This window comes from Mammaliicoccus sp. L-M44 (genome assembly GCF_022386355.1).
In the GTDB taxonomy this organism is placed as follows: Bacteria; Bacillota; Bacilli; order Staphylococcales; family Staphylococcaceae; genus Mammaliicoccus; species Mammaliicoccus sciuri_A.
In genome coordinates, this window is sequence record NZ_JAJNIU010000006.1 from 49554 (window position 1) to 63724 (window position 14171).

Annotated in this window: 15 protein-coding genes; 11 read left to right on the plus strand and 4 right to left on the minus strand. The window is 31.6% G+C overall.

What is annotated here, in order from left to right; all coding sequences use genetic code 11:
* Positions 1-9 precede the first annotated feature (9 nt).
* A complete protein-coding gene (locus LQ611_RS04875; RefSeq protein ID WP_239709425.1) occupies positions 10-1389 on the plus strand; it encodes an SH3 domain-containing protein in 1380 nt (459 codons plus the stop codon).
* 104 nt (positions 1390-1493) lie between these two features.
* On the opposite strand, the gene LQ611_RS04880 is transcribed toward LQ611_RS04875, so the two are convergent.
* The 4 genes from LQ611_RS04880 to LQ611_RS04895 all read right to left on the minus strand — a co-directional run bounded on the left by LQ611_RS04880 (position 1494) and on the right by LQ611_RS04895 (position 3701).
* Entirely contained in the window at positions 1494-1901 is a 408-nt protein-coding gene (locus LQ611_RS04880; RefSeq protein ID WP_239709426.1) for a hypothetical protein, read from the minus strand.
* Positions 1901-2392: a hypothetical protein gene (locus LQ611_RS04885; protein ID WP_239709428.1), complete on the minus strand. Its 492-nt coding sequence runs from the start codon at positions 2390-2392 to the stop codon at positions 1901-1903. The genes LQ611_RS04880 and LQ611_RS04885 overlap by 1 nt, the downstream gene beginning before the upstream one ends.
* 172 nt (positions 2393-2564) lie before the next feature.
* On the minus strand, positions 2565-3251 hold the full coding sequence (locus tag LQ611_RS04890) for a hypothetical protein (RefSeq protein WP_239709430.1): 687 nt from the start codon (positions 3249-3251) through the stop codon (positions 2565-2567).
* Between the two features lie 39 nt (positions 3252-3290).
* Positions 3291-3701, minus strand: a complete 411-nt coding sequence (locus tag LQ611_RS04895) for a YolD-like family protein (protein ID WP_239709432.1) — start codon at positions 3699-3701, stop codon at positions 3291-3293.
* A gap of 419 nt (positions 3702-4120) precedes the next feature.
* On the opposite strand from LQ611_RS04895, the gene LQ611_RS04900 reads away from it, so the two are divergent.
* From LQ611_RS04900 to trmD, 10 genes are all read left to right on the plus strand, one after another.
* Positions 4121-4744, plus strand: coding sequence for a CHAP domain-containing protein (locus tag LQ611_RS04900; protein ID WP_107565449.1), 624 nt, complete (start codon positions 4121-4123; stop codon positions 4742-4744).
* A gap of 167 nt (positions 4745-4911) precedes the next feature.
* Positions 4912-5631, plus strand: coding sequence for a ribonuclease III (gene rnc / locus LQ611_RS04905; RefSeq protein WP_025905300.1), 720 nt, complete (start codon positions 4912-4914; stop codon positions 5629-5631).
* 10 nt (positions 5632-5641) lie between these two features.
* The gene (gene smc / locus LQ611_RS04910; protein ID WP_107565450.1) at positions 5642-9208 is read left to right on the plus strand and encodes a chromosome segregation protein SMC; all 3567 of its coding nucleotides are present in this window, start codon (positions 5642-5644) and stop codon (positions 9206-9208) included.
* Positions 9205-10377: a signal recognition particle-docking protein FtsY gene (gene ftsY, locus LQ611_RS04915; protein WP_025905302.1), complete on the plus strand. Its 1173-nt coding sequence runs from the start codon at positions 9205-9207 to the stop codon at positions 10375-10377. The genes smc and ftsY overlap by 4 nt, the downstream gene beginning before the upstream one ends.
* Entirely contained in the window at positions 10364-10699 is a 336-nt protein-coding gene (locus LQ611_RS04920; RefSeq protein WP_025905303.1) for a putative DNA-binding protein, read from the plus strand. Before ftsY ends, LQ611_RS04920 begins: the two co-directional genes overlap by 14 nt.
* A 12-nt stretch (positions 10700-10711) precedes the next feature.
* On the plus strand, positions 10712-12076 hold the full coding sequence (gene ffh, locus LQ611_RS04925) for a signal recognition particle protein (protein ID WP_037587757.1): 1365 nt from the start codon (positions 10712-10714) through the stop codon (positions 12074-12076).
* 192 nt (positions 12077-12268) lie between these two features.
* The gene (gene rpsP / locus LQ611_RS04930; protein WP_016910739.1) at positions 12269-12544 is read left to right on the plus strand and encodes a 30S ribosomal protein S16; all 276 of its coding nucleotides are present in this window, start codon (positions 12269-12271) and stop codon (positions 12542-12544) included.
* A 13-nt stretch (positions 12545-12557) separates the two neighbouring features.
* Positions 12558-12785 carry a KH domain-containing protein gene (locus tag LQ611_RS04935; RefSeq protein WP_025905305.1) on the plus strand — a complete coding sequence of 76 codons (228 nt, stop codon included), beginning with the start codon at positions 12558-12560 and terminating at the stop codon, positions 12783-12785.
* Between the two features lie 65 nt (positions 12786-12850).
* A complete protein-coding gene (gene rimM / locus LQ611_RS04940) occupies positions 12851-13351 on the plus strand; it encodes a ribosome maturation factor RimM (protein WP_103361333.1) in 501 nt (166 codons plus the stop codon).
* Entirely contained in the window at positions 13351-14073 is a 723-nt protein-coding gene (gene trmD / locus LQ611_RS04945; RefSeq protein WP_103361332.1) for a tRNA (guanosine(37)-N1)-methyltransferase TrmD, read from the plus strand. Before rimM ends, trmD begins: the two co-directional genes overlap by 1 nt.
* Positions 14074-14171: the final 98 nt, after the last annotated feature.

The following is a 14171-nucleotide window of genomic DNA, read 5'->3' on the forward strand; positions in this document are numbered from 1 at the left end:
TTTTAAATAATGAAAAAACGTGAAGGTGTTAAATGGGCAGTAAGTAATATAGGGAATAGACTTACAGACGGTCAACCATATGGCGCACAATGTGCAACTTTTATAATTGAGTTTACTAAAAAGCATTGGAAAGTTCATCCAACAGGAGATGCAAAAGACTTTATAAATTATAAATGGCCAAAAGGTTTCCAAGTTATTAAAGGTAAAAATCAAATACCTCAACCTGGTGATATTTTTGTAGTTGGAGGAAAGCACGGTCATACAGGTATTGTAACTGAAGCTAATGGTAAATATTTTAATAGTATAGACCAAAATTGGTTTAACGCTAACTTAAACACGGGTAGTCCGGCAGCATTTGTAGAAGACCATGAATATACAGACTTTTTAGGTGTTATCAGACCACCATATGAAGATGCTGAAAAAGGTGCAGTAAAAAAAGCAACTAAAATAGAAACGATTAATAAAACGATTAACTATAAAATGGCTAATCGTTCAGGCAATTTAAAGGGTGTAGTTATTCATAATACAGCAGGTAGCGCTACTGCTAAACAAGATTATAATAATCTTCAAAGCACTTCTGTTGCTCGTTATGAAGCTGGTATTGCTCATTACTATATTGATAGAAATACAGTTTGGCGTGCGATTGATACGTTCAGTGTTGCATGGCATACAGCTAATCAAGAAGGTAACAATAGTTATATTGGCTATGAAGTGAATGAGTCATTAAATGCTAGTGATAAAAATTTCTTAGCAAACGAACAAGCAACATTTAAAAAAGCAGCTGCTGATTTACTTTATTATGGTCTACCTGTTAATCGTTCTACAATTAGATTACATTCTGAATTTGTACCAACTGCTTGTCCACATAGAAGTATGACAATTCATACAGGTTGGAATCCAGTTACAAAAGGTGCTGCACCATCTAATATTGTTAATCAGTTAAAAGATTATTTCATTAAGGAAATTACAAAGTATTATAACGATCCATCATTACCTGCAGGTAGTCCATCAACTGATGCGGTTGTGAAAGAAACAAAACCATCAACTGTTAAACCAAATCAAGCTAAAACAAATACAGTTGTTTCTAAAAATGTTGGAAATGGTTGGAAGAAAAACAAATACGATATTCTTTGGAAAAAAGAAAAAGGTACATTTACTTGCAAAGCTAAAGATGGAATCGTTACAAGATATAAAGGACCAAGTATTCATAATCCTATTGCTGGTGGATTAGAATATAGTCAATCTGTTAACTACAATGAAATACAAGACTATGAAGGTTATATCTGGATTAGTTGGGAAGTATACAGTGGTGCAACTGTTTATATGCCAATTGGTAAGTCGAATGGTAAAGGACAACGAGTTGGTAGTGCTTGGGGTACTTTTAAGTAGCAAACATGGTATAATCAATTTAGCTATTGCTTGGTTATAACTGAACCGTCGTACATTACAAAACCCTATCTAGCGGAAACTAGGTAGGGTTAATTTTTTGTGAACTAGATGAAACCAAAACTTTTAGCTATAGTAATACATACACCAACAATTGCAATCATCCATCCTATAATTGTATTTCTATCTTGTTTTGATTCCTTTTTTAGTTCCTTATTATTTTCTAATAACATAACTTTTATATCTGAACTTGAGGGCAATGAATCTACTTTTTTATCAAGCGCTTCGAATTTGCCATCAATTCTTTTTTCAAATTGTTCGAAAGCATCTTTAGTAATATATTCGCTCATTGTACCCACCTCTTTCTTATTAAAATTCTCTTCTTTTAAAACTTCTCTAATTGATTTCTTTAATACCATTATATCATGTTTATTAAATGATGAGTTAGTTGGAATGCTAGTTCCTTCTATTTCTTTAAACATATGATTTATAACTTTTTGTTCTTCATTACTCATTAATTTACACCTCTTCGCATTAACCTTAAAGGGAATGTAAACTTGCCTATTTCATTTTCAGTGTCATTTAATATGAAATAGAAAGGATCGTTATATAAATTATTTTCATTTAAAGCGTTTGGTAAATATAGTATTTTTAAGTAAGTCCTTTTTACATTATCTAATTCAATAAAACTAGGAAGACCTATTCCAAAGTCTTTCTTGATACCACTATCATTTTTTATTTGAGTAGCATGCATACCATCAAATCTATATTCATTATTATGTAATTCTGAATATGTAAGCAAAGCAATAGCATCATTATCTCTGATGGTATTTTTAATATTATCTAAACCACCAATTATCAATTGAATTAAAATTGACCAATTATTATCAGAGAAATCATTAATTTCTACCAAATTGTCGATATATTCAATATCATATTGTTCTTCTCCTGTATACAATGCACTATATTTCATATTAGAAATAAATAAGTTGCTTTTTATATCCATAATATACCTCCCAAAATAAATACAATTATCATAATTTTACTATATTTAAGGAGAGTAGATATTAATTTATTCTTATGGATAAAATAAATATTTAAAGTATATCTTATAATAGTTTCAAAATAATTTCTAGATATGGAGATATAACTAAACCCACCAAATTTAGGTGGGTTATTTATTTTGAAAATAAATTATTTAAGAAATCTAAGATTGAATTTTCTTTTAATTTAATTATTTTTGCTTCGTCCCATTCGTTTTTTAAATAACTATTAACCCATTCCGATATTTCTTTTATTGCAGTATATTCGAGTTGTAGTTCTGGATCATATTTGAATTTATTTTCGTAAGATTTTTTATTATAATACTCGGGATTTCCACTTGCGTAATAAATATGGAGATAATCCAATTCGATTTCATACATATCTAATAAATAATTAATATTTATATGAGAGAATTGCGACTCCTTAATTGCAATATCAAAATCAATTGTTATCTTACTCTTCCTCAATTTATCATTATATGTTTTGTATTCTTCCAAATCATCAGCTTTTATAGGAAAGTAATTTCTTAATTGTTGTATTGCAGATTGGGTATTTAGGTATGATTTATTATAGGAATCTTCATATTCCTTATAATTATCATCATTATATTCGATTCGGGCAATCTTCGAACTTTCTAGTCTAAAGTAACTATTTTCCTTGTTTAATAAAACTAAAGAATCACGCACATCTTGTATCCATTTAACTCTTGAAGATGTTATTACATTAGCTTCTATCTGTAATTTATTGTTTCGTATAGTAATGAAATTATTTACAAATAAAGCTATTAGGGATATCAGTATTGTAAGTAAAGGTATTATCATTTTTTAATCTGTCTCCTTTTTCATATAGATACAATAATATTACTCTATCTCCACAATACAATCCATACTCAATAGCACTCTCTCACCATTCTCTATTACCTCTAACTTATTTCGTTCACTATCAAACCTATTTATCTCACATTCAATAGATTTATAATATCCATTTTCCCAATACTTAATAAGTGCTGGTGGATCATAAAAAAGTTTCTGTGCTAATACATCGTTTAAATCACGTAACGTTTGTTCATCAAATACTGGCTTAGCAACTTTGTTTTGGTCTTCAATAAAACCTTTAATAGTTTCATACTGCTGGGGCATAGTCGCAAAAGGTTGCCATTTAATCATTGTTCTACCTTTTGGTATATCCTTATTAAGATATTTACTAGGTATCTTTCTGTAATCAGTCTCATATTTGTAGGGCTCTGGTAAGCCTGGATTAATGATTTTCAATTTAAACACCTCACATATAATTAGTAGTATCATTATACGAACAAATGTTCTGTTTCGTAAAGGGAAGGTATGTTTATGTATAAGGGGGCAAAAAGGGGGCAAAAAGTTTGTTTTCATATGAACTAATATGAAATAATCATTGGATAAAACCTGTGTTCAAGTTTGCTAATTACTATACTTGGACACCCGTAAACTCATGCGAAAATCACATGTATTTCATCATTAGAAAAATAATAAGATTCCTATCGCCCGTATGCCATTGGCTACGGGCGTTTTATTTTTGTTTAAAAGTGAAAAAGGGTTGTTCATTTGTAATCAATACTTAATCTTTATAACCTATCCAGTATACTTTATATATGATAAAATGTTTTAATATATTATTTAAGAATATATATAATACATATTTATTAGGGGGATGTATGAAGATTAAAAGCAAATTATTGTTAGCTATTGCATTTACGAGCTTGACTGCATTGAATTTGAATTTGCATGCTGACGCTAAGGATGGCGGCGGTAGTGATATATCTAAAGACAAGACACCTAAGATACAGAACGTAGAGGTTGAACATAGAGATTACGATAAGAAATCAAGCAAGGTCCAAAAAGAAGTTGCAAAATCTTCAACGGCTGCCATGAATTATGTTTATTCATTGGAAGGCAAGGGTTGGGATTTTGATGGCTACTACGGTTGGCAATGTTTTGATTTAGTGAATTATTATTGGAATTATTTATATGGTCACGGTTTACATGGTGACTATGCAAAAGATATTCCAACTGCTAATAATTTTAGTGGTGAAGCTACAGTGTACAAAAATACACCATCATTTGTAGCACAACCAGGAGATGTCGTTGTATTTAATGAAGATTTCGGATCAGGTGCTGGACATACAGCGATTGTGTTAAACGGTAATGCAGATGGTAACGTCATGCAATTTACAAGTTTAGATCAAAATTGGTATGGTGGCGGTGCTGACAAGACAGAAGTTGCACAACGTATCACGCATGATTATGAAACTGAAATGTGGTTTATAAGACCAAATTAAGCAATCCATGATGATTACATAAGATAATATAAACGTCTGAACAAAGCAATTTGTTCAGACGTTTTATATATTGTGTCAATGGATATTGTCGTTTATGATAATATTCTTTTTTTTTTATGAAATATAACGTAAAATAGATAGGAAACATAATATTAGGGAGGACAGGCATGGTTAAAAATAAAGCACAAATCATAGCACAATTTAAAGCTCAATTCGATGCGTTTATGAAAGAAATAGATATCGAATTTGAACAATATGATATTTATGTTCAAGCATTCTCGCATTCAAGTTTTATTAATGACTTTAAATTAGATAAATTAAGTCATAATGAACGTTTAGAGTTCTTAGGAGACGCGGTGTTAGAATTGACGGTGTCACAGTTTTTATTCAAGAAATTTCCATTACTTCCAGAAGGTAAGCTCACTAAACTGCGCGCATCAATTGTATGTGAACCATCACTTGTAACATTTGCAATGAGTTTAAATATGAACGAATTACTTTTACTTGGTAAAGGTGAAGAAAAAACAGGTGGTCGTGAACGTCCATCGTTAATCGCCGATGCATTCGAATCATTTATTGGTGCATTGTATTTAGATAAAGGACTTGAAATTGTTGAGCAATTTTTAGAAAAAGTTGTATTTCCACATGTCGTTGATGAAAATTATACTGCGAATCGTGATTATAAAACAGAATTGCAGGAATTTATGCATCGTCATAATAAAGGCAATATTACGTATCATTTATTAGATGAAAGTGGTCCAGCACATCACAAGATGTTTACTTCTGAAGTACTATTAAATGGCAAACCTTTAGAAACAGGAAAAGGTAGAACGAAAAAAGAATCAGAACAAAATGCTGCTAAAAAAGCGTTGAATAATGGTCAATAAGGGGTAGTTTATGGTTTATTTAAAATCAATAGATGCATATGGATTTAAATCTTTTGCTGAACATACACATGTAGACTTTGATAATGGTGTAACAGCTATTGTCGGCCCAAATGGTAGTGGTAAAAGTAATATTACGGATGCTATAAAATGGGTTCTCGGTGAGCAATCAGCAAAAAGTTTACGTGGATCTAAGATGGAAGATGTTATCTTTAACGGGTCGAAAGAACGTAAAAAGTGCCAATATGCAGAAGTAAAATTAACATTGGATAATCATTCAAGAAAATTAAATATAGATGAAGATACAATAACAGTTGAACGCCGCTTATATAGAAATGGTGACAGTGAATATTATTTAAATAAAGAACGAACACGCTTAAAATCAGTTCTTGATCTATTTTTAGATTCAGGTCTTGGTAAAGAAGCTTTTAGTATTATATCTCAAGGTAAAGTTGATGAAGTCTTAAATGCTAAACCTAGTGATAGAAGATATCTCATAGAAGAAGCAGCTGGCGTATTAAAATATAAAAAACGTAAAAAAGAAGCGACGCAAAAATTAGACGAAACAGAACAAAATTTAAATCGTGTTGAAGACATTGTATTCGATTTAGAAGCTAGAGTTGAGCCTCTAAGAGAAGAAGCTGCCATTGCTGAAGAGTATATTGCTTTAAAAGAAGAAATGAAAAAGAGTGATATTACTGTAACGGTATATGATATTGAAAGTTTAAATAAAGATTTTAAAAAGCTTGAACAAGAAATTGAGCATTTTCAATATCAAAAAGAACAAAAAACAAATGAATTAGACGCTATGACATTTGAATTAAATGAAAAGAAAAAATCGAGAGATCAGATTTCTAATCAAATACAAAATGATAACAAGGCATTAGTTGAAGCGACTGAATCATTAGAAAGATTTACTGGTCAATTAGAAGTCTTAAAAGAACGTCAAAAAAATAGTGATGCGACAAATGAAAGACTTGAAGAAGAAAAGCAAGCTTCTCAAACGAGAATTAACAAAATTACTGAACAAATTAAAGAAATTGATGCAGAACTAAAAGAATTTAAAGATAGATATCAAGTATTAGTGCAAGAAATTAATGGACTTGAAGGTCAATTATCGAATCAAGAAGGTACATTTGAAGAGAAAATTGAACAACTGAAAGATCGTTATTATCAACTAATGACAGAGCAATCAGACATTAATAATGATATTAGATTTTTAGAAGACAAATTAGCAACACATCAAGAAAAGCAATCAAGATTAGATGGCAGACAAAAAGAAGTATACGAAGAACTTCAACGCGTTTGGGAAGATAAATCAACTTATACAGAAAAGCTACAATCTGTTGAAAAAGAACTTCAAGAAACAACTGAAAAATATAAAGCTGACCATAAGTTGTTAAAAACTAAAGAGCAAGCATATAAAGATACGGAGTCAAAACTTTATCAAGCGTACCGTTATACAGAACAAATGAAGACGCGTATTAATACGTTAAAGAGTATGCAAGATGAATACTCCGGATTTTATTCTGGTGTTAAACATGTGCTGAAAGAAAAGTCACTCAATGGTATAGAAGGTGCAGTTGCTGAAATTATCGATACACCTTCGAAATTGACAACAGCTATTGAAATAGCGCTAGGTGCTTCTTTGCAACACATTATTGTACAAGAAGAGAAAGATGCGCGTTTAGCGATTAAATATTTAAAAGATAAAAAACTAGGTCGTGCTACTTTCTTACCAATGAATGTGGTTAAAAAACGATTTATACCACAATCTGTTATCGAGCAAATTAATGATCAACAAGGCTTCATTACAGTAGCTTCTGAAGGTGTTAAATATGACGAGAAATATCGAAATATTGTAGAGCATTTGTTAGGTAGTACAATTATTGCTAAAGATTTAGAAACTGCCAATCAACTTGCGAGGTTAATTCAGTTCAAGCATAGAATCGTGACACTTGAAGGCGATGTGATTACGCCAGGCGGGGCTATGACTGGTGGTGGCAAAGAGAAGAAAGCAAGTTTGTTATCACAAAAAGATGAACTGAAAACGACTGAAGATAAGTATCAGAACTTTATGCAACAAACAACTCAAATTGAGGAGAATGTTAAAGCATTAAAACAAGAAGTTCAAAATATCGAACAGTCATTAACTGAAACACAAGAAAAAGGTACTGAATTAAGAGCTAAAGAGCATGAGGTAACGTTACAATTAGATGCAGTATTAGCTAAAGAAAAACGATTAAAAGACGAAAATGAAACGTTTGAATTTGAAAAAAATGATGGCTATAACTTTGTGAAAGGTCAAGAAACATTACAAGAAAAACAAAATAAACTTGTAACGATTAAACAAGATATAGAGAAAATTGATAACGAAATCAATCAATTAAATGCATCTCTTTCACATAGCAAAGATAGTGAAAAAACTATTCAAAATACATTAAATGAAAAACGTTCAAATCTTGCAGTTGAAAAAGAACGAAATCGTTTGAAAGAACAAGATAAGAAACGACTTAAAGAAGATTTAAACGAATATGAACATACGTTAACTAAGATTAATGACCAAATTGAATTAATCAATTCTGATGATTATATGGGTAGCGGTCAATTTGAAAAAGTCGAAAGTCAAATTCAACTATTTACAGCTAAAAAGCAAGAAATAGAAACGAAAATGATGGATGATCAAGATAAATATAAATCTATTCAAGAAAAAATCGAGCAAATAGAGCGCGATACGCAATCTATGCATCAAAGTATTTCTGGTTTAGAAACAGGATTACAAGATATGGTTAGTAAGCACTCGAAAATAGATATTATGATTGAACATCAATTGACACACTTAAATGAAACGTACCAATTAACTTTTGAAAAAGCACAATCATTGTATGAAATGCCTGAAGATATTTCAGAAGCAAGAAAAACTGTTAAATTAACGAAAATGTCTATAGATGAACTTGGACATGTAAATTTAAATGCGATTGAACAATTTAAAGAAGTTAATGAAAGATATACTTTCTTAAGTGACCAAAGAACAGATTTATTAGAAGCAAAAGAAACATTAGAACAAGTCATATTAGAAATGGATGGCGAAGTATCAACTAGATTTAAAGAAACATTTGATGAAGTGAATCATCATTTTGGAAATGTGTTTAAATCACTCTTCAATGGTGGACGTGCTGAGTTACAACTTACAGACAAAGATATTTTAGATGCGGGTGTTGAAATTGTCGTACAACCTCCAGGTAAGAACAGACAATACTTATCACTACTTAGTGGTGGGGAACGTGCGCTATCTGCAATTAGTTTACTCTTTGCGATATTAAAAGCACGTACAGCGCCTTTTGTAATTCTAGATGAAGTTGAAGCTGCATTAGATGAACAAAATGTCATAAGATATGCAGAATATTTAGATCAGCTCAAATCAGAAACTCAATTTATCGTCATTACACATAGAAAAGGTACAATGTCATACGCGGATAGCTTATATGGTGTTACAATGCAAGAAGCGGGCATTTCTAAACTTGTGAGTGTTAACTTAAAATCAATTAAAGAAGAAGAATTGGAGGCATTACAATCATGAGTTTTTTTAAACGATTAAAGGATAGATTCTCTCCTAGTGAAGAAAAAAACAAAGAGATTGAAAACCAAGAAGAACAACCAGTCCAAGACTTAGAACCTGAGTCTAATGAAAAAGAAAATCCTGAAGCGGTTCAGTTTGACGATGGATTAATGTCATTAGATGAGTTCGAAGAATGGGAATCAGAACAACTTGGTGCTAAGTTCAAACAAGGATTAGAAAAATCTAGAGAGAACTTCCAAAATAAATTAAATGATTTATTAGCAGTGTATCGTAAAGTTGACGAAGATTTCTTTGAAGCATTAGAAGAAATGTTAATTCAAGCAGATGTTGGATTTAACACAGTTATGGAACTTGTTGATGAATTACGTATGGAAGCTAAACGCCAAAATATTAGTGAAACATCTGAATTAAGAGAAGTCATCGTTGAAAAAATAGTCGAAATTTATGTACAAGATGATGAAGATATTGATCGAATGAATATTGAAAATGACCGATTAAATGTTATATTAATGGTTGGTGTTAATGGTGTTGGTAAAACGACGACAATTGGTAAATTAGCACACCGTTATAAACAAGAAGGTAAAAAAGTTATGTTAGCAGCTGGAGATACTTTCCGTGCAGGTGCTATTGAGCAATTGAAAGTTTGGGGAGAACGTGTTGGCGTAGAAGTAATTAGTCAAAAAGAAGGTTCTGACCCAGCAGCAGTTATGTATGATGCTGTAAATGCTGCTAAAAATAGAGGGGCTGATATTTTAATTTGTGATACTGCAGGACGATTACAAAATAAAGCAAACTTAATGAATGAATTACAAAAAGTTAGAAAAGTTATTGATCGTAATGTACCTGGCGCACCTCACGAAGTATTATTAGCATTAGATGCGACAACTGGACAAAATGCATTATCACAAGCTAAGTCATTTAAAGAAGTGACACAAGTTACAGGTATCGTATTAACGAAACTTGACGGAACAGCAAAAGGTGGTATCGTGTTAGCGATACGTAATGAATTACAAATTCCAGTTAAATTTGTAGGACTCGGTGAAAAACTTGATGACTTACAACCATTTGATGCAGAAAGCTATGTTTATGGATTATTTGCAGATATGATAGATGCGAATGAATCTGTTGAAAATACTACTGAAGAAGCTGATCAAAATGACGGAAAATAATGAACTTATAAAAACAATGAGAATGAATTACTTATTTGATTTTTATCAAGGTTTATTAACTGAAAAACAACGCAATTATTTAGAGTTATATTATTTACAAGATTATGCACTAAGTGAAATTGCAGAGACATTTCATGTGAGTCGACAAGCAGTATATGATAATATAAAACGAACAGATGAATTATTAGAAGAGTATGAAACGAAATTACAACTCTTTAAAAAATTTAAAGAAAGACAATCTATTATTGATGAATTAAAAAGATTGTCAGGAGATAATCAAGAACTTAATCAAGCGATAGAACGCTTAGAAATTCTTGAATAGGAGGAGAAATTTATGGCATTTGAAGGGTTATCCGAAAGACTTCAAGCCACGATGCAACGCATCAAAGGTAAGGGTAAAGTTACAGAGTCAGATATTAAAGCAATGATGCGTGAAGTACGATTAGCATTATTAGAAGCAGACGTTAACTTTAAAGTTGTTAAATCTTTTGTAAACACAGTATCTGAACGCGCGTTAGGTGCAGATGTTATGCAATCTTTAACACCTGGACAACAAGTCATCAAGATTGTTCAAGATGAATTAACAACTTTAATGGGTGGAGAAAATAGTAAAATTAATATGAGCAGTAAACCACCTACTGTTGTGATGATGGTCGGTTTACAAGGTGCAGGTAAAACAACAACTGCAGGTAAATTAGCATTATTAATGAGAAAAAAATATAACAAAAAGCCATTACTTGTTGCATGTGATATTTATAGACCAGCTGCGATTCAACAATTACAAACAGTTGGTAAGCAAATTGATATACCTGTATATACTGAAGGCGATCAAGTAAGTCCGAAACAAATTACTGAGAACGCGTTGAAATATGCGCGTGAAGAACATTTAGACTTTGTTATTATCGATACAGCAGGTCGTTTGCATATTGATGAAGCATTAATGAATGAACTTGTAGACGTTAAAGAAGTATCTAAACCAGATGAAATTATGCTTGTTGTAGACTCTATGACAGGTCAAGATGCTGTTAATGTTGCAGAATCATTTGATAATACATTAGATGTAACAGGTGTAACATTAACTAAATTAGATGGTGATACACGTGGTGGTGCAGCACTTTCAATCCGTTCTGTTACTGAAAAGCCAATTAAATTTATTGGTATGAGTGAAAAGCTAGATGGACTTGAATTGTTCCATCCAGAACGTATGGCATCTAGAATTTTAGGTATGGGTGACGTATTAAGTTTAATTGAAAAAGCCCAACAAGGTGTCGATGAAGAAAAAGCTAAAGAATTAGAAAAGAAAATGAGAACATCTTCATTTACTTTTGATGATTTCTTAGAACAATTAGAACAAGTTAAAGGTTTAGGTTCGTTAGATGATCTGATGAATATGATTCCAGGTGCTAACAAAATGAAAGGCATGAAAAATGCTAACATGGATCCTAAACAAATCGATAATGTTCAAGCGATTATCCGTTCTATGACTTTAGAAGAAAGAAATAATCCTGACATTTTAAATGTTTCTAGAAAACGTCGTATTGCTAAAGGTTCAGGTCGTTCTTTACAAGAAGTAAATAGATTGATTAAACAATTTGGCGACATGAAGAAAATGATGAAACAATTTACAGGAAGCAATAAAAAAGGTAAAAAAGGTAAACGCGGTGGAAATCCATTCCAAGGCATGAACTTACCGTTCTAATAGAAGCGTGACGCATCTATAATATAGAGCAAAGTTATGGCAGCTATCTTTAAGTGATCATGCCAGCTTTGCTCTCTTATTTTGCATGAAATTTAAATTGGTAAAGAGAAAACACTTTACAAACAATTTATATCCTGTTATAGTATTTACTTGTAGAAAAGAAATTATAAATGAGTAAGGAGTTTTTTAAACATGGCAGTTAAAATTCGTTTAACACGTAAAGGGTCAAAAAGAAACCCATTTTATCGTATAGTAGTAGCAGATGCACGTTCTCCACGTGATGGTCGTATTATCGAACCAATCGGTACTTACAATCCAGTTGCTAAACCAGAAGCAGAAATCAAAGTTGACGAAGAGTTAGCTTTAAAATGGTTAGCTGACGGTGCAAAACCTACTGATACAGTTCGTGATATCTTATCAACTCAAGGTATCATGGAGAAATTCCATAATTCTAAACTTTCTAAGTAAAGCGTAGATTATATTGGAAAAATTAATACAAACAATTATAGTACCGCTCGTAGATTATCCGGAGAACATCAATATATCTAAAGATGAACAAGATTCTAGCATTACGTTCAATATAGACGTTCATGAAGAAGACATTGGCAGAATTATTGGTAAGAAGGGCAGAATGATTAAAGCAATTCGTACAATTGTGTCTGGTTCAATGAACGAGCAAGGCAAGAAAGTGTTTGTAGAAGTTAATTAAGAGTACCTAATTGGTGCTCTTTTTTATGTTAATAATGAAAGAAACAGTTGAGGAGGCACAGCTCAATGAATGTTGAAATAGGCAAAATTGTTAATACACATGGTATTAAAGGTGAAGTGAAAGTATTATCAGATTCTGACTTTACCGATGAACGATTTCAAAAAGGTCAAATTATTACAGTTAAGAAAAATAATGAATCATTTTCATTTACTATAGCATCACATAGAATTCATAAGAATTTTCATCTATTAACGTTTGAAGGTATTCATAACATTAACGATATCGAACATTTAAAAGGTTCTAAAATTTATCAAGAACAATCAAATGAAGCGATTGAACTTGAAGAAAATGAGTACTACTATTCAGATATTATTGGTTGTACAGTATTTGTTGAAGAAGAAGCGTTAGGTAGAGTAATTGAAATTATGGAAACAGGTGCGAACGATGTATGGGTCGTTAAGGGAGATAAAGAATATTTAATTCCTTATATTGAAGATGTGGTTAAACATGTTGATGTTGATCTGAAGACTATTAAAATTGAACCATTAGAAGGTTTATTAGACTGATGAAGATTGATTACTTAACACTGTTTCCAGAAATGTATGAAGGTGTACTCAATCATTCCATAATGAAACGAGCACAAGATAAAGAAATTGTTCAATTTAATACTGTGAATTTTAGAGATTTTGCGAATAATAAACATTCACAAGTTGATGATTATCCTTATGGTGGCGGACAAGGTATGGTCCTTAAACCAGAACCTGTATTCAATGCGCTTCAATCATTAGATAAAGATGAAAATACGCGCGTGATTTTAATGTGTCCACAAGGCGAGCCATTCACACAAGCAAAAGCGGAGTCTTTATCAGAAAGCGATCATATTATTTTTATATGTGGTCATTATGAAGGCTATGATGAACGTATTAGAGAACATTGTGTAACGGATGAAATCTCAATTGGGGACTTTGTATTAACAGGTGGAGAACTTGCAAGCATGACAATGACAGATGCAATCGTAAGACTAATACCAGGTGTTCTCGGTAATCAAGTATCACATGAAGATGATTCATTTTCATCTGGATTATTAGAACATCCTCAGTACACAAGACCAGCAGATTATGAAGGCTTAAAAGTACCAGATGTATTATTATCTGGGAATCATGCCAACATTGAAAAATGGAGACATGAACAATCATTGTTAAGAACACAACAGAGAAGACCAGATTTGTTAGATAGTTATCCATTAACAGAAGCGGATAAACGTTTCTTAAATGATAACAAAAAATAGATTGAATCAACTTGTGCAATGTGATATATTAATATAAGTGTGTGAGCACAAATTCACTATGATCCGCTGCTAGCATTTATATGAAACAATTACATTGG